Origin of the sequence: Pantoea sp. AN62 (genome assembly GCF_050432985.1) — a bacterium.
Lineage (GTDB): Bacteria > Pseudomonadota > Gammaproteobacteria > Enterobacterales > Enterobacteriaceae > Pantoea > Pantoea brenneri.
In genome coordinates, this window is the sequence record NZ_JBNPYB010000022.1 from 13,397 (window position 1) to 30,660 (window position 17,264).

Genomic DNA, 17,264 nt, shown 5'->3' on the forward strand with positions numbered 1-17,264 from the left:
GCGGCCTACAGGGGAAGGCGGGGGATTTGGTCAGTGGCTCAGGTCGCTGAACCCGACAAACGGCCGGGACAGGCCAGCGCCCGTCCCGACATCATCAGCCCAGTACCTTGCGGACGCAGGCTTTAAAGATCTGCACGCCAATCTCCAGCGAATCGAGATCGAAGCGCATATCGGGATGATGCAGACCTGGCGTCAGGTTGGTGCCCAATCCCCAGAAGCCCGCCTTCACGCCGGGGCGTTTTACCGGGTAGTAGAAAAAGTCCTCGCTGCCTGGGGTGGTTTTAGTCGGCAGCAGCCCCTCTTCTCCCAGCACCTCGACAATCGCTGCGCGGATCACCGCCGTCGCCTCATCATCGATCTCTGCCGCAGGCATCTCTTTCAATACCCTGACCTGCGCCGTGGCCCCCAGCGCCGCCACGCTGTTAACGATGGCGCGCGTGACCTGCTCTTTCAGCAGCTCCATCGGAGCATTTTCCTGCGAGCGCAGATCCCACACCACCCGCGCTTCGTCCGGCACCGAGTTGGTCACGCCCGCGTCACACAGGAAACGCGTCGCTTTAACGCTCCAGTTAAGGCCCGGCGAAAGGTGCAGTGCGTTGACCGCATTCACCGCCTGCACTGCCGCATCCAGCGCGTTGATACCGAGATGCGGGCGCGCCGCGTGAGCCGGCTGACCTTTAATGGTCGCTTCCAGCGTACTGCAGGCCGAATAAAGTACCGCAGGCACCGCCTGCCCGACCACGCACTCCTCCAGCGGCCGCAGGTGAAAACCCAGAATCATCTCCACGTCATCCAGCGCGCCGCCTTCTACCATCGCCAGCGCGCCCGCGCCCAGCTCCTCCGCCGGCTGGAACAGAATTTTCAGCCGGCCGCGCTTCACAGCGCCCTCTTTCAGCAGCGCCGTCGCCGCCGTCAGCACCACCGAGGAGTGACCGTCATGGCCGCAGGTGTGACGCGCGCAGGGCACGCCATCGATGATGTGCCCCAGCGCATCCATATCGGCGCGCAGCGCCAGCACCGGGCCGGGCACTCCGCTGTCGATCTCCGCCACAATGCCGGTGGTGTTATTAATATTGCGTGTCACCTTCAGACCCGCCTGCTCCAGTTGCCCGGCGATGTAAGCGGAGGTTTTTACCTCCTGGAATCCCAGTTCCGGGATCTCATGCAGAAAATGGTAATGCTCTAATACCTCAGACACGGCTTCACTCCTGAATAAACAGACGCATAACAAACATCGCGATCAGCGCATTGATGATGCTCACCAGCATCAGCAGCGGCCAGTATTTTTTTGGCACATCGGCCACGCCCAGCAGCCGTCCCATATATTGCAGTTGCGATCCCATCAGAAAGATCGCTGGCGCCAGTACGGTCACATCAGCGCCGGTCAGCAGCCCTTTGGTCAGCAGGCTGACCGCCACACCGGTCCCGGCAGACGAGGAGAGCCAGGCAGTCAGCAGCACGGTAATTGCTTCGCCCGGCAAGCCGAATACGCCCATCACCGGTGCAAACAGCTGGCCGAGAAACTGCATAATACCGAGCAGATTGAGCACTTCCGCCAGCACATACGCCATCACCACATTGGGCATCAGATTATGAATGGCAATATGAAAGCCTTTACGCGCGCCGGTGACAAACACATCAAACGGGTTATTACTGACGCTGACGACTTTATTGGTTTCCATCGCTGAAATCCTTTTTATAAACACTGTTTAACACGAAGCGGGTAATCGCCGCACCGACAAATTTCAGCACCAGCATTAAAATCAGCGGGATGATGATTGGCAGCGTCATTGAGGCAAACAGCGCCGAACCGATAGCAAAATAGTTGTTGATTAAACCGGCGCCGGAATATTGCCAGGCGCTCATTACCACCACCTCTTTTTTACCGATCTGCCTCTGGTCATACATCTCTTTGGTTAACGCCGCACCCGCATCGGTACTTTGCAGGTCGGTAATTAATGCCAGCCCGCAGCGTCCCGGCAGACCCATTAAGGGTTTCAGTAACGGCGTCAGCAGCCGGTGCGCCGCGCGTATCGCCCCGTAGTGGGTGAAGATTTCCAGTACGCCGAGCGCCAGCATCACGGTCGGCGTAAGGGATAACGCAAACAGGAAGCCTGCTTTGGCGCTGAGTCCGCCAGCCCCCAGAAAGGTGTTGCTGGCAGGATCTTTCATGGTGCCAAAACTGCCGCCCAGCGTGGTGAAGTCAAATGCCCCCAGCCATTTCAGCCCATCAACCTGATAAAACAGCCCGGAGAAAAAAAGAATGGCAAAAATTAACGCCACATAACTGCCTTTTCCGGCACTGACCTTTTCCGCCTTAACCACACTCTGTTCCGACATTATTTTCTCCCGATAAGGCTGACCCGCCGGCGGTTTCGCGGCGCGGTAAGTTTCAATATATGGAACTAAGTTCTTAGCAGGATTTATGCCAGAGCGGCCAGCAGACTGATTATTTATCGCCATCGCCAGCCTGACGGAGCAATATTCGGTGCGCACGGGCTGAAATTAATTAGCAGGTGAGGGATAACCAGCAAAATAATATTTGCCGGCTGAAATCTGATTGCTGGAATTTAAATCAACGGAAAACAGCCTGCACCAGCATGATTCAGTCAGACCGTCCGGTTTCGCACTATAATGGTGCCAGTGGGTGAAGCCATAAGGTTGATGAAAAATGAGAATCCGTCGCATTCAATTTGTGAAATAATTCTATTTAAATCAACCAGATAAATTAGCCTGTTTTGCCGAAAAGGCTTCACATTGCTAACATGTTTGATGCATAATTCATCGCCTCTCACCTGTTTATTTAACATATTCTTATAAGGACTCGGCCATGCTGACTGCTGAAATGACTGGGCGTCTGAACGACCAGCTGAACCTGGAATTTTTCTCCGCTAATCTTTATCTGCAAATGAGTGCCTGGTGCAGCGACAAAGGATTTGAAGGCGCCGCCTCATTCCTGAAAATGCACTCACGTGAAGAGATGGAACACATGCAGCGCCTGTTCGATTATCTGAGCGACACTGGCGCGATGCCGGTGCTGGGCACCATTGCCGCGCCGCCGGTCTCTTTCACCTCACTGAATGAAATCCTGCAGCAGGCGCTGGAGCACGAGCAGCTGATCACCACCAAAATCAACGAGCTGGTGCATGCGGCGATGACCTCACAGGACTACCCGACCTTCAATTTCCTGCAGTGGTACGTGGCTGAGCAGCACGAAGAAGAGAAGCTGTTCAAAACCGTGCTGGATAAACTGGCAATGGTGAGCAACAGCGGTAACGGTCTGTTCCTGGTCGATAAAGATCTTGGCCGGATGAGCACCGAAAACCACTCCGCGTAATACTATCGGCCCGGTAAATGGGCCGACCTTTTTCTGCTGCGCCGGTGTTTCCACCGGCTGCGCTGTTTAGTCCAGCCGGTAAACGTCTGCTGGCTCGCCGTTAACCCACAGCGGCCGGGTTTCACCCGCGGGCAGTCGCAGGCTGATTTCACGCCATGCTGGCTGGTAATCACCGCGTTTTTCAATCGTCAAATCGATCCGCGTGGCGCTGCTGCTCAGCGTCCAGTTCAGCCACAGCGCATTTCCCTGTTGCCAGCCATAACTCTCACCGTCATCGTCGAACACCTCTCCGTGCGATACCGCATCAGCGGGCGCCGGCCATAACTGCCACTGACGGACCGTATCCCGCTGCGCATCGGTGGTGCTTTCACACTCGCCCAGCGGAATCACCGCCCCGGCACGAACCAGCAACGGCAGCCGATCGAGCGGCGCATCCAGCGTGATCTGCTGACCACCGACAAACCACTGGCCGCTGTGCCAGTCATACCAGCCCTGGCCGTTATGCGGCAGATAAACTTCACGCTGCCGCGCGCCCTGCTCAACCACGCTGGCGACCAGCAGATCGCGTCCCAGCATAAAGTCATCATTCTCCTGCCAGCTGCGCGGGTCCTGTTCATGATCGAGAAAGGTCGGACGCAGCATCGGCTCATCCTGCTCACTGGCCTGCCACGCCAGGGTATAGAGATACGGCATCAGGCGATAGCGCAGCCGGATCGCCTCGCGGATCATCGGCGTCACCTCCGGATACATCCAGGGTTCGTTGACCGTGTGATCGTCATTCCAGGAGTGAATGGTAAAGCGCGGATGCATCACGCCGTTCTGTACCCAACGCACAAACAGCTCGGCATCGGGCTTGTCGCCAGAAAAACCGCCGACGTCATGGCCGACGTTGTACAGTCCGGAGAGGCTCATTCCCAGCCCCATGCGGATGTTGTAGCGCAGGGTTTGCCAGCTGGTCCGGTTGTCGCCGCTCCAGGTTTGCACATAGCGCTGCATCCCGGCACAGCCGGATCGCGATATCAGGTAGGGCCGTTTGTCGGGCGCAAACTGCTGCTGCGCTTCCATTGAGGCACGCATCATCAGCAACGGCATCACCGGCCGGATATGCTTGATGGCGATCGGCTGACCGAAGCCGTGGCAGCGTGCTTCACCATCCCACACCTCATACTCATTGTTGTCGTTCCAGGTGGCATCAATGCCCTTTTCCAGCAGCTGACGGGTGACATTCTCCTGCCACCAGCGCACCGCCTGCGGATGGGTAAAGTCGAGGTGTGACCCTTCATCGTCCCAGAACACCGAACGCTCGGGACGGTCCTGTTCGGAATCACGAATAAACAGCCCCTGCGCGGCCACTTCCTGATAGCGCGGATGATCCTGCAACAGGCAGGGTTTGATATTGGCCGCCAGCTTCATGCCGGCACGATGAAACGCCTCGCTCAGCGCATTGGGGTCAGGGACTTTGTCGTAGTTCCAGTTGAAGACGTAACGTTTATTGTTAATTGAGGTATAGCCCGACGACAGCTGGAACGAGTCGCAGGGAATTTCATGCTCACGGCACAGGCGAATAAACGATTGCAGCTGCTGTTGCGCGTCGGGCGCATCGGTGTAGTGCATGGTCGAACCGCTGTAGCCGAGGCTCCATTTCGGCTGAAACAGCGTGCGGCCAGTCAGTCGCACAAAGGCTTTAGTGACCTCCAGCAGCGTCGGCCCCAGCATCATGTAGTAATCAAGATCGCCAGCCTCGGCGCGATAACGGCGATAAGGCAGATGGTAGTTATCCAGTTCGTTACCGAGGTCGAGCCAGCTGCTGCTGAGATTGTCATAAAACAGGCCGAAACTGACGCCGTCGCGCTGCGTCAGGGTAAACGGGATATGTTTGTAGAGCGGATCGGTGCTGGCGGCGTTGTAGCCCATCGCATCCAGATTACGCATCTCGAAGCGACGGTTGGCGCGATTCAGATCGCCGCTCTTTTCACCCAGGCCATAAACCCGATCCTGCGGCTGACGGCGCTGATAGTGTTCGACGCCGTCGCCGTGGACGTTCAGCAAATAGGCACCGGTATGACGGTCAGCCGCCAGCGGTTGCCAGTTTGTACCATCGAACTGCTCCCAGCTCAGGCAGAGCGGCTGATGTACCGTGACTCGCAGCCGTCCGGTGCCGATCTGTACCTGCTGCGCATCATGCACCAGCGTAAAGCCGGGCAGCGCAAAACCGTCCAGCGCTTCGCGATCGCGGCCCTGCCACGGCACATCCTGACCGGGCGCAATGCTCCAGGTGCGGTTCAGCGCCAGCTGGCCGTCGCGCTTCAGCAGCACCCGCATCAGTCCCTCTTCGAGCACATAGATGCGCAGAAAATGACGATCCTCTACCTTCAGCTCAACGAAATGCGCAGCCTGCTGATGCAGTGTCCAGTTCTTCAGGGTTTTCATCGGGATATCCTTAATGGTTTACCGGGCGCTGGCGGCGTTCGGCGATCAACATCACCAGGAAAACCGCGCCAATCAGGTCAAAAAAGCCCATCGCCACAAACAGCGGATTGAAGCCGATGGTATCGGCGGTGACACCGATAATCAGCGAGAAAATAAAGCTGGCGATCCACGCGCAGGAGCCGCGCATACCGTTAACCGTCGCCATCTGGCGGCGATCAAAGCGTTCCACCACCAGCGCGCTCAGCATGCAGGAGATCACCTGGTGACCGAAGCCGCCGACTGAAATCAGCGCAATCGCCAGCCAGGGATCGTCAACCAGCGTCATCAGCGCCAGCGAGACCATCAGCAGCGCGCCGGTGACGGAACTGGCGACGATTGAATTGACCCGGGTCAGGCCGAACCAGCGCACATAAAGTTTGGTCAGATAGCCGCTGGCGACGCTGCCGAGATCGGCGGCGAGGAACGGCAGCCAGGCGAACATCACAATCTGTTTCAGATCCATGCCGCGTTCGTTCGCCAGATAGAGCGGCACCCAGAAACTCAGCACCGCCCAGGCCGGTTCCGCCAGGAAGGCCGGAATGGCGATACCGTAAAATTTCTTCTCTTTGCCGATCACTTTTAACGCGGTAAAGAACGGCAGCTTCTCACCCACCGCTTCGTTATCCTGATTAATAAAGGCGCGCTCTTCATCGGAAAGACGCGGATGGCGGTCGGGTGCGTGATAGCCCCACCACCACAGCCCGACCCACAGCAGACCCAGCCCGCCGGTCAGCAGAAACGCGCCCTGCCAGCCAAAAGAGATGTGGGCAAGGTAGATGATCGGCGGGGCCAGCATCGCGCCGACCGAGAAGCCAACACCTGCCCAGCCGGCGGCCACCGGACGTTCTTGTTTCGGGAACCAGTCACCAATCGCTTTGGCATTGGCCGGTGTCGCGGCCGCTTCTGACGCGCCCATCACGAAACGCAGCAGCGCCAGATGCAGCCAGCTGCCGGCACCCGCATGCAGCAGACAGGTCACCGACCAGATCAGCGCACAAATCAGGAACCCCATCTTCAGGCCAATCACATCGATCAGCCAGCCGCAGACCGGCTGGAACAGGGTGTAGGCCAGCTGGAATCCCGCCACTACCCACGAATACTGTTCGGTACTCATGTTGAGGCTGTTTTTTAGCTCCGGTGCCAGGATACCGAGCGAGTTGCGGGTGATGTAGTTAACCGTCACCCCCAGCAGAAACATCCCCAGCATCCACCAGCGTAAATTTTTAATCACGCGCACCGTGCGCGAGGCGCTGATCGGCTTGGTTGTTGAATCGAGGCTCATAGTGCCACTCCTGATATGCATTGATGACTCACACCGCCGGCAGGCGTACCGCGTGTCTGTGCAACGACGTTAGAAAAGTGTGAAACGTGGGTACAGCCTCTTTTTTGCAACTCTTTTCATGGCAGGCTAACGCCAGCGCAAAAAGTGTGGTCAATCGCTTATCTGACGCGATTCAGCACGCTATGAAAAATTTTTCATCAGCAGATTTGAAGGCGATCACAGAATGAAACAAAGGCTGAAAGTGAGTGAAATTGCGGCGTTAAGTGGCGTCTCGATCAGCACCGTATCGCGGGTGCTGGCGGGCAAAGCGAATACCCGCCCCGCCACCCGTGACAAGGTGCTGGCCATTGCTCAGCAGCAGGGCGTGCTGGACAACCTGCACAGTGGTCGCCTGCTGCTGAATAATCTGATGGTGTTTGCGCCGCCACGCGCGTTTGACGTGCGCAGCGACATTTTCTACTACAAGGTGATTCAGGGCATCAGTCAGGCGGTGGAACCGCATGAGGTCAGGCTGCGCTACTGCGCGCTGGAGGAGATTGAGAGTGATGCGGCGCTGTTTATCGATAAGATGCAGCAGACCGAGGCCGCACTGCTGATCGGCATTGATGATGAGCATATCCACCAGCTGGCGGCAGAGATGAACAAGCCCTGCGTGCTGATTAACGCCCGGGATCGCCGGATGCGTTTACCTTCGGTCTCGCCGCATCATCAGCTGATTGGTGAATTTTCGGCACGCTACCTGTTTGAGCAGGGACACCGGCAGATTCTGTCGCTGCACTGCCTGCGCCGTTACACCATGGAGCAGCGGTTGCAGGGCGTGCGCGACGCCTGGCACGCAATGAATCTGCGTTTTGACAGTCGTCAGCATCTGCTGACCCTCAACAGCTTCAGCAGCAATGAAGCGGCGGAACGGCTGAGTGAATATCTGCGCCACTGCCCTGAAGCGCTGCGCCCGACGGCGATTCTGGCCAGCGGTGACTACATCGCGGCCGGTGCGGTCAGCGCGCTGGAGCAGGCCGGACTGCGGGTGCCGCAGGATATTTCGGTGATGAGCATGGATGGCTTTAATCTGGCCGCCATCCACGATATTCCGCTGACCTCAGTCCAGGTGCCGCGTGATGAACTGGGCGCGGCGGCCGTCAGAATGCTGCAGGAACTGCGGCTGCATCCGGGCGCACCGCCCGGCACGCTGCTGCTGAATGGCAAACTGGTGGTGCGCGATTCGGTGCGCCGCATCCGCGATAATCTCAGCCATGCGCCGGTCCAGCAGCATGGCCTGTATGATTAATCCAGCGTTTTCAGCCGCAGCTCCGAGGGCTGCGGACGTCCGAACAGGAAGCCCTGGAACAGCGTACAGCCCTCATCACGCAGCTTAGCGAACTGTTCGTTGCTCTCCACGCCTTCTGCGGTGATCTGAATGTCCAGGCTGCGGCTCATGCCGGTAATCGCCCGGATAATCGCCAGCGCCTCGCGGCTGTCACCCATATCATTAATGAACGACTTATCAATTTTGATCTTATCGAACGGGAAGGATCGCAGATAACTCAGTGAAGAGTAGCCGGTGCCGAAATCATCCAGCGCAATCTGAACCCCCAGCGCCTTGAGGTTTTGCAGGGTACGGATATTGCCGAGCGAGTCATCCAGCAATACCGACTCGGTGATCTCCACTTCCAGCCGGGCCGGGTCGAGCCCCGATTCCGTCAGCGCGCCTTCCACCACGGAGACCAGCGAGCTGTTTTTGAACTGCAGCGGTGACAGGTTAACCGACACCGACTGCACCCCTTCCCAGCTTGATGCTTCACGGCAGGCTTCATACAAGGCGAAAGCCCCCAGCATGTGGATCAGCCCGGTCTCTTCCGCGATCGGTATAAAGTCGTTCGGCATGATCAGCCCGCGGATCGGATGATGCCAGCGCATCAGCGCTTCATAGCCAATGATGGTTTTGTTGTCGCCGTTGGTGATCGGCTGATAGTAGAGCTTGAGGTGCCCACCGCTGATCGCATCGCGCAAATCATTCTCAATCACGCGCCGGCTGCGCGCCACGTCATCCATCGCCAGGGTGAAATGCTCGAAGCGATTACGGCCATTGCGTTTGGCTTCATACAGCGCCATATCGGCGCAGCGCAGCAGCTGTTCCGGCGTATTGGTGATGGTGGTGCTGAGCGCGATGCCGACGCTCAGTCCGACCGACAGGTTATGACCTTCAATATTAACCGGCGGCCGAATCGCCTCGATCAGGCGCTGCGCCACGATGCTGGCTTCCTCGCTGCTGGTCACTGAAGGCAGCACAATGGCAAACTCATCGCCGCCAATGCGCGCCAGCGTATCCTGATCGCGCAGGGTACTACGCAGACGTTTTGCCACCGAGCGTAACAGCTCATCGCCAATCTGGTGGCCCAGCGCGTCATTGACGTTCTTGAAGTTATCCAGGTCGAGGCAGAGTGCCGCCGTCTGACGCTCAGTCTGGCTGGCGGTGCGCAACGCCTCGCTCAGACGCTGGCGAAACAGGATGCGGTTGGGCAGGCTGGTAAGATTGTCATGGTGCGCCATATGGTGAATGCGGGCGTCGGCGGCACGCTGATCGGTGACATCTTCAACAATCAGCATCAGGTAATTACGTCGCGCATCCTGGCCATTGATCGCGGTCGCGCGGGTATGCAGAATGCGTTCGCCGCTGGCGGTCATCAGCAGTTGCTCACGCTGATGGATGCCTTCACTGCGCAGCGCCACATCGGCAAGGTTGTTGAAATAGTCGCTCAGCTCGGGCGACATACACTCGTGTGGCCGTTTGTTGACGATCAGCGATTTCGACAGGCCAAACAGCTGCTGCGAACGATCGTTGACCAGCAGGATCTCGCGGGTGATCGCATCTTCGACGATCACGCAGGAGGGAATATTGGCGATGATGTTGTCGAGGAACTTCGACAACGCGGTTTTCTGCGCACTCTGCGCCTCAGCCAGATCGCGGGCGCGCAGCACCTGCTGCTCCTGTTCACGTCGTTCGGTGCGATCGCGGGTGATTTTAGCAAAGCCCACCAGCTTGCCGTCATCATCGTGGATCGCGTCGATCACCACATGCGCCCAGAACGCGCTGCCATCTTTGCGGTAACGCCAGCCCTCATCTTCAAAGCGACCGGTCTTCAGTGCAATACCGAGGTTGGCTTCCGGCGTGCGGTTCAGCCGTTCCTGCGCGCTGTAGAACAGGGAGAAATGCTGGCCGACGATCTCGTCCGCCTTGTAGCCTTTGGCGCGCTGGGCACCGGCATTCCAGTTCACCACCCGCCCCTCAATATCCAGCATATAGATAGCGTAATCGGTTACGCCTTCGACCAGCAGGCGGAAACGCTGCTCCTGGTCACGCTGCAGGTTACGGATGCGCTGCTGCTCGCTGCAGTCGCGGGTGATTTTGGCGTAGCCGATCAGTTTGCCCTGATCGTCGCGGATCGCATCGATCACCACGTGCGCCCAGAACGCGCTGCCATCTTTGCGATAGCGCCAGCCCTCATCTTCGAAACGGCCGGTGCGATAAGCGGTTTGCAGGTTCTGAGCCGGCAGATGATTGAGCCGATCCTGCGCGCTGTAGAAGCGCGAGAAGTGCTGGCCGACAATCTCTTCGGCAACGTAGCCTTTGGCGCGCTGGGCACCGGCATTCCAGTTCACTACGTTGCCGTCGTGATCGAGCATATAGATAGCGTAATCGGTGACGCCTTCGACCAGCAGGCGAAAGCGCGCCTCCTGCTCACGTTCTTTGCGCTGATGCTCCTGCTGCCGGGTACAGTCGCGGATGATTTGGGCGTATCCCACCAGCTGACCGGCATCGCTGCGCATCGGATTGATCACTTCATGCGCCCAGAACGCGCTGCCATCTTTGCGATAGCGCCAGCCTTCGGTTTCATACTGTCCGGCGGTGGCGGCGAGATCCAGTCCGCGCTGCGGCAGGCCCCGGCGACGATCCTCTTCGCTGTAAAGCAGGATGACGCTGCGGCCGATAATTTCGTCTGCCGTATAGCCCAGAGTGCGCTGGCCTCCGGGGTTCCAGCTGGCGACGGTGCCGTCCGGTTTTAGCATAGTGATGGCGTAATCCATCACGCTTTGTACCAGCATGCGATAGATGACATCAGCGTTATTATCCATTGTTTTTAGCCTGCTGCTGTGTAGCCGGATAGTGGCTTAGGAATGTTCTTAATAATGTGCGCAGACTACAGCCGAAATGGGCCGGGATCACAAGCGCAATAAGAAGAATCACCAAACTTAGTAGGAGGTTTATCGGCAGCAGCGGGTAAATATTCAATCGTGCCGCCGCGTCAGCCAGAGGAGAGACGCGGCAATGGCGATGCGTCAGGCGACGCTTTCCCAGCGCGAGCAGAGCGGATAATGAGGCTGCCAGCAGAGCGTTGCCGGACTTTGTCTTATCAGCTGCTGACACTGTTCCGGCGCGACGAACGCCGCGATCACTTGCCGGGCGGCCGTCTGTCTGATCAGCGTCAGCTGGTCGTCGAGCGGTGGATGGACGTTCCACGGCAACCAGCGTGCCGTACCGGTTTGCAGCATCTCAAAGGCACGGGTTCCGGCGGAGACGTGGCTGCTGAAGATCAGGCGAAACCCGGCTTGCTGGCTGAGCTGCGCCGCCAGGCCACTGTCGGCGACCGCATCCGCCGCGACGATTACCGCGTCCGGTCGCCAGCAGTCCGGGGTGGCGACGCGCAGCAATCTGGCCAGTGCCAGCGTGGCGGCAACCGGCAGGCTGTTGAGCGCCAGCAGCTGCGCCACCTCTTCCCGCACCTGCGGGCACATCACCACCGGCAGCCCGCGCGCGCTGAGCTGCAACGCCATCTCCGGTCCGCGTCCGTGCAGCGGCGCCGTGACCACCGCGCCCGAGCGTGCTGCCAGCGCCAGCGCGTCGACCTGCTGCGCCAGCCGTTGGGTGCGGTCGCCATAGGAGCCATCGGTGATCAGCAGCCAGGCGCGCGGCGGGCAATCAAACGGCAACAGCAGCGATTCGCGGCTCCAGTCGCCCATATAGGTGATGCCACCTGCTATCGGCAGATGAAACCAGATCGATCCCGGCGAATGCCCGCTGCGTCCGGTAAACAAATTCAGCGGCCCCAGCGCGCACTGGCCACGCAGCGGCAGGATGCGTCGCGCCTCAGGCGGTACGCCGCACTCGCCCAGCTGCTGCCAGGTGATGTCACTGGCATAGACCGGCGGTGAACCAATCCCGGCCCAGCTATCCAGCGCGGCCGCATGATCAACGTGGGAATGGGTCAGGCAGAGCGCATCAACCTGGCCGATGGCGGCGACGTCGGGCCGGACGCCAGGCTCCGGCCCGGCGCCCAAATCCCACAGCAGCCGGTAGCCCTCGACCTCCAGCAGGAAAGCGGCCGGCAGTTTACCGCCGACGCCGCTGATTACCGTCAGGCTTGCCATGGCAGCACCCCCTGCGGCAGACGGCGCGTCAGCCGGCTGGCCAGCAACATTAAGCCCAGCACCACGCCAATCATCAGGCAGCCAACCGCCGCCGCCAGCGGTGCCGATCCGCCTTCATCAAGGAAGATAATGGTCGGGCCAAGCGTCTGGGTTTGCGCAGTCACCAGCAGCACCGAAACCTGTATTTCATTCAGCGCAGTGAGGAACACCAGCAGCGCACCAGCCAGCACCGAGGGTGCCGCCAGCGGCAACAGGATATCAGTCATCCGCCGTATCAGCCCCGCCCCGCACAGGCGCGCCGCCTCATCCAGTGAGGGTTCGATTTGCGCGAATCCGGCCAGCGTCGGCCTGAGCACCAGCGCCAGGAAATTGGCCAGATAGGCCGCGAGAATGATCCACACCGTGCCGTAGAGGGAAACCCCCAGCAGCGGCAGCGGCCGCAGGAAAAACAGCATCGCCGCCACGCCAGTGACAATGCCGGGCAGTGCATAGGTCAGCTCACTGGCGAACCCCAGCCCGCGCACCAGTCGGCTGCGACGCCAGCTGAGAAAGAACGCCAGAAACAGCGCCATAACGCTGAGCACTATCGCGCTGAGGCCGGTGAGCCACAGGCTGGTCACGAACGCCTGGCGGATCGCCGGATAGCCCCACAGCGCCTGCTGAAAATTCTCCAGCGTCAGGGTTTGCCAATTCAGCGCCTGACCAAAACCGCGGGTTAAGGCGGTGACCAGCAAGGCGCTGAGCGGCAGCAGCAGAGTGATCACCATCCACAGCCAGGCAAGGATTTCACCCGGCAGCCGGGCGCGCCGCAGCGGCTGGTGCCAGGGACGCGGCGAGCCGCTGACCCGCACGTCACGCCGTCCGCCAAGCCAGTTGCTGATCAGCATGCCGGCAAGCGTAATCAGCGCAATCAGCATCGAATAGACCGCCGTATTGGGCAGCGCCCCCGGCCCGAGCGTATTGAGTTGCTGATAAACCAGCGTAATCAGCGTCGGCACCCGCGCCGGAATCCCCAGCATCGCCTGAATGCCGAAGTTACCAACGGCGGCGACAAACGCCAGCGCCGCCCCGGCGAAGATTGCGGGTCGTGCCAGCGGCAGGATCACCGTGAACAGAATTTGCCAGGGCGATGCACCGCTGATGCGCGCCGCCTCCACCAGCTCAGCGGGCAAACGGCGCAGCCCGGCACGCACCGTCAGAAACACCAGCGGCGCATTGTGCAGGCCCAGCAGCAGCACCATGCCGGTTGCCGAATAGAGCGGCTGTTCGCCAGCAGCCAGCCAGGTTCCCCCCAGCGCGCTGACCAGTGCGGCCAGCCAGCTTCCCGGTGCCAGCGCCTGTATCCAGGCCAGCGCGGTCACCTGCGGCGGGATCATCAGCGGCAGGATAAAGGCGAATACCCAGGCCGCTTTGGCGCGCAGATCGGTCAGCGCCACCAGCCACGCCGCCACCGTTCCCAGCAGCAGCGCCAGCAGGGTTGCGCTGATGCCGATCGCCAGCGTATTCAGCGTGGCGCTGAGCACGCGCTGGCTGACCAGCAATCTCAGCAGGCGATGGCTGTCCACCACGCCATCGGGTGCCAGCGCGGTGACGATCAGCCGGGCAAACGGCGCCACCGACAGCAGGCCGATCGCCAGCACCAGCAGTGCCAGTACCAGCGGTTCCGCCCGCCATCTGCCGCGCCTGGCGGCCAGGCTGCTACGCCATTCATTGCCCAGCACGCTCATCGTCAGCCACCAAACAGTTCGGTAAAGGTTTCGCGTACCGCAGCGTCATCGGCCACCGCTTTCGCCACGTCCGGCGTCAGCAGTTTGATCTGATCAATTGGCGCAAAACCTTCAGGAGCCGCCACGCGCGAATCGATCGGCCGGTTGCCCTGCTTCGCCACCAGCTGCTGACCCGCTTCCGACAGCATAAAGGTAACAAACGCTTTGGCGGCTGGCAGGTTATGCACTGACTTCATGATCGCCACCGGTTCGGTGACGTAGGAAACGCCCTCCTGCGGATAGACCAGATCGATCGGCGAGCCCTGTTTTCTGGCGCGGATAATATCGGCGTCGGTGATCACGCCATACTTATCCATGCCGCTGGCGACCGCCTTCAGCGCCGGTCCGTTGCCGCCCTGCGGCGCGATGCCGATGGCGGCCAGCTGCTGATAGAATTCCCAGCCAATGGACGGCGTGTTGATGTCAGTGTGCAGCTTGTACAGCGCCGCGCCGGAGTAGAGTGGACTCGGCACCGCAATCTGGCCTTTGTTTTCCGCCACTGCCAGCGCTTTCCAGCTCGTGACCGGTTTGGCGCGCTGGGTGTTATAAGCGATTACCGTGGCGATAATCTTGGTGCCGAAGAAGGTTTTATCCGCATCGTAATAGGCGGGATTAAGCTGGCTGACCGGCGCATCCTGCCAGGCATAAAGCTGGCCCTCTTTCTTGAGCGCGCCAAGATTGATCGCGTCGGCCACCAGCAGCACATCAGGTTTGACCTGGCCGCTCATCATCTCGGTGTGCAACACGTTCATCAGCTGGGTGGTGCCGTTGCGGGTCCACTCCACCTCCACTGTCGGGTAAGCGGCCTTAAACGCGTCGATGGTCTGTTGCGCAATTTCAGGTGCCTGAGAGGTGTAGATCACCAGCTTGCCGCCGGGCGCGTCCGCCGCCAGCGAAAGAGAGGAGGCCGTGAGGCCCGATAACAACAACAGCGCGTGAAACGAGGTGCGAAAAGCCCTTTTCATGGTGTCTGAAACCCTTTATGCAGGAAGAATCCAGCCGTCATCGACGGCGACGCCGACGGTGTCATCCACCGCCAGTAATGCAGCATCGTTAAGCGTCAGCGACAGGCTGACATCCGGTTGATTGAGTGGGCGCAGATTGAGTTGATGATAGCCGCCGCGGAAGATAATCCGCTCGACGCGGGCGGCAAACTGACGTTCATCGCTATCCGCCAGGCGGAAACTGACGTTGTGGAAGCTGGCTTTGCCGTGCGGTAGCGGACGCTGCTGAGGCGAGCAGCGCAGCAATACCCGCAGCCCGCACAGCGTGGCGGTCGCCTTGCCTGGATCGAGCGGTTCAATATCGCTGACCGGCAGTACCCGTCCTTCATCAATAAAGGTGGCGACCATCTCGTTAGCCGGTTCGCGCCACAGGGTCTGCGGCGTGGCGAACTGCATCACTTTGCCGTGATCGAGCACCACGATGCGATCGGCTAAGGCCATCGCTTCGCGTTGATCGTGGGTGATATAGAGTAAGGTGGCGCCACTGTGACGATGGAAGCGGCGGAACTCCTCTTCCATGGTGGCGCGCAGGTGGACATCCAGATTGGCCAGCGGCTCATCCAGCAGCACCAGCGTAGGCCGCGCGACCAGGCAGCGGGCCAGTGCCACGCGCTGACGCTGGCCGCCAGAGAGATCGGCCGGCCGGCGAGCAGCGAAGCGCTCCAGCCCGACCAGCGTCAGCGCCTGAGTGGTGCGCAACTCGCGTTCGGCGCGTGCCACGCCGTTGACCTTCAGGCTGTAGGCGACGTTTTCCGCCACCGTCATGTGCGGCCATAAAGCGTAGTTCTGAAACACCACGCCGAGATTGCGCGCTTCCGGTGGCAGATGCAGTCCGTCAGCCGCGACCCGCCGCTCACCGATGCTGATTTCACCGCTGTCGAGGGTTTCAAAACCCGCCAGCAGCCGCAGCAGCGTGGTTTTGCCACAGCCCGACGGTCCCAGAACGGCAACAAACTCGCCCTGGTGAATCTGTAACGAAATCGCGTCCAGTACCGGCTGCGCCCCGAATGCTTTGTGCAGTCCGGTTAACGAAATTGCCGCCATCTCATTCTGCCCCTGCCGTTAACGTTGTGGGCAAAACGCTACGACAGTTTGATGACAGCCCGGTGACAGCCTGGCTTCAGAGTGGCGACAGCCGATCGGGCGGCTACGCCCTGGCAGGCACTCGCCGCCGTTTCTGGCTTATTGCTGTGCGGTCAGCGCGGCAATCGGCTGCCAGATATCGGTCATGGCACCCTCTTTGCCGGTAAACGGGTCCTGATGCGGCAGCGGAACGTTTTTGACCTGCGCCTGCGACGTTTTCAGCTTAGCGGGTTCGTCACGTAGCGTTTCCGGTGACATGCCCTGCGGATAAGCGCCGACGACCAGAAAATCTTCGCTGGCGCTGACCTGCCTGTGGCCGACGCCCGCCGGGATCAGTACCGCATCACCGGCGCGCAGCGTCACCATCCGGCCGCTGTCGCCGCCAAACAGCACTTCCGCCCAGCCCGCCGCCACACCCAGCAGTTCGTGGGTATTCGGGTGATAATGGGTATAGGGAAAGATCGGATAGCGCCAGGCTGGCGGCCAGCCGTGTTGTCCGAAGGTGGTTTCAAACCACGCAGCGATATCCTCTTCTTCATCCGGCGCCACGCGCGGCCAGATAATCAGGGGTAACGGGTTATTTGGCACGCCGCCCGACGGGCTGGCGAGCATCAGGTGCTGGGGATTGTCAGAAGCCCCGGCAGAGAAGGTGCCCGCGGCGAACGACATCAGCAACATCAGACTGGAGGATTGAACAGTCATACAGGTTCTCCGGTTTTTTTCTAAGTGTGGCAAAGCCCGGCCACAATGCAATGTGCGCCAGCCAGCACAATTAACATAATTAACTGATATTGCTAACTAAAGCCAAATGTGTCGTTAACAATGTTGCGACGCCATAGCGCAGCGGTTGAGGATGGTGGTTATCACTGCACGAAATTGTTGCAAAATGTCAGGCG

The 17,264-nt window shown here is 59.8% G+C and carries 13 protein-coding genes; 2 read left to right on the forward strand and 11 right to left on the reverse strand.

All coding sequences use genetic code 11. From position 1 onward, the window contains the following. Positions 1-94: 94 nt before the first annotated feature. The 3 genes from FHW04_RS21315 to FHW04_RS21325 are packed head-to-tail and all read right to left on the reverse strand — an operon-like array spanning position 95 to position 2,340. Positions 95-1,198: a M20 peptidase aminoacylase family protein gene (locus FHW04_RS21315; protein ID WP_089561943.1), complete on the reverse strand. Its 1,104-nt coding sequence runs from the start codon at positions 1,196-1,198 to the stop codon at positions 95-97. A 4-nt stretch (positions 1,199-1,202) separates the two neighbouring features. Next, positions 1,203-1,682, reverse strand: coding sequence for a YjiG family protein (locus tag FHW04_RS21320; RefSeq protein ID WP_031377072.1), 480 nt, complete (start codon positions 1,680-1,682; stop codon positions 1,203-1,205). Then, entirely contained in the window at positions 1,669-2,340 is a 672-nt protein-coding gene (locus FHW04_RS21325; protein ID WP_031377071.1) for a nucleoside recognition domain-containing protein, read from the reverse strand. Before FHW04_RS21325 ends, FHW04_RS21320 begins: the two co-directional genes overlap by 14 nt. Before the next feature lie 490 nt (positions 2,341-2,830). On the opposite strand from FHW04_RS21325, the gene ftnA reads away from it, so the two are divergent. After that, positions 2,831-3,337 (forward strand): non-heme ferritin, encoded by a 507-nt coding sequence (gene ftnA / locus FHW04_RS21330; RefSeq protein WP_089561944.1) that lies wholly within the window; start codon positions 2,831-2,833, stop codon positions 3,335-3,337. A 66-nt stretch (positions 3,338-3,403) separates the two neighbouring features. Here ftnA and FHW04_RS21335 read toward each other — a convergent pair whose 3' ends face one another. Beyond that, positions 3,404-5,767 carry a TIM-barrel domain-containing protein gene (locus FHW04_RS21335; RefSeq protein WP_089561945.1) on the reverse strand — a complete coding sequence of 788 codons (2,364 nt, stop codon included), beginning with the start codon at positions 5,765-5,767 and terminating at the stop codon, positions 3,404-3,406. A 10-nt stretch (positions 5,768-5,777) separates the two neighbouring features. Further along, on the reverse strand, positions 5,778-7,088 hold the full coding sequence (locus FHW04_RS21340) for an MFS transporter (protein ID WP_031377068.1): 1,311 nt from the start codon (positions 7,086-7,088) through the stop codon (positions 5,778-5,780). Positions 7,089-7,311: 223 nt separating this feature from the next. On the opposite strand from FHW04_RS21340, the gene FHW04_RS21345 reads away from it, so the two are divergent. After that, entirely contained in the window at positions 7,312-8,376 is a 1,065-nt protein-coding gene (locus tag FHW04_RS21345) for a LacI family DNA-binding transcriptional regulator (protein WP_031377067.1), read from the forward strand. Here the strand turns inward: FHW04_RS21345 and FHW04_RS21350 are convergent. The 6 genes from FHW04_RS21350 to FHW04_RS21375 all read right to left on the reverse strand — a co-directional run bounded on the left by FHW04_RS21350 (position 8,373) and on the right by FHW04_RS21375 (position 17,070). Then, positions 8,373-11,222: a bifunctional diguanylate cyclase/phosphodiesterase gene (locus FHW04_RS21350; RefSeq protein WP_031377066.1), complete on the reverse strand. Its 2,850-nt coding sequence runs from the start codon at positions 11,220-11,222 to the stop codon at positions 8,373-8,375. The genes FHW04_RS21345 and FHW04_RS21350 overlap by 4 nt on opposite strands. Positions 11,223-11,426: 204 nt before the next feature. Further along, positions 11,427-12,515, reverse strand: a complete 1,089-nt coding sequence (locus FHW04_RS21355; protein ID WP_094106318.1) for an MBL fold metallo-hydrolase — start codon at positions 12,513-12,515, stop codon at positions 11,427-11,429. After that, positions 12,503-14,242, reverse strand: a complete 1,740-nt coding sequence (locus tag FHW04_RS21360; protein WP_089561946.1) for an ABC transporter permease — start codon at positions 14,240-14,242, stop codon at positions 12,503-12,505. Before FHW04_RS21360 ends, FHW04_RS21355 begins: the two co-directional genes overlap by 13 nt. A gap of 2 nt (positions 14,243-14,244) precedes the next feature. Beyond that, positions 14,245-15,246, reverse strand: a complete 1,002-nt coding sequence (locus tag FHW04_RS21365; protein WP_089561947.1) for an ABC transporter substrate-binding protein — start codon at positions 15,244-15,246, stop codon at positions 14,245-14,247. Between the two features lie 15 nt (positions 15,247-15,261). Next, the gene (locus tag FHW04_RS21370; protein ID WP_046289244.1) at positions 15,262-16,329 is read right to left on the reverse strand and encodes an ABC transporter ATP-binding protein; all 1,068 of its coding nucleotides are present in this window, start codon (positions 16,327-16,329) and stop codon (positions 15,262-15,264) included. A 138-nt stretch (positions 16,330-16,467) separates the two neighbouring features. Then, positions 16,468-17,070, reverse strand: coding sequence for a cupin domain-containing protein (locus tag FHW04_RS21375; protein ID WP_031377796.1), 603 nt, complete (start codon positions 17,068-17,070; stop codon positions 16,468-16,470). Between the last annotated feature and the right edge of the window lie 194 nt (positions 17,071-17,264).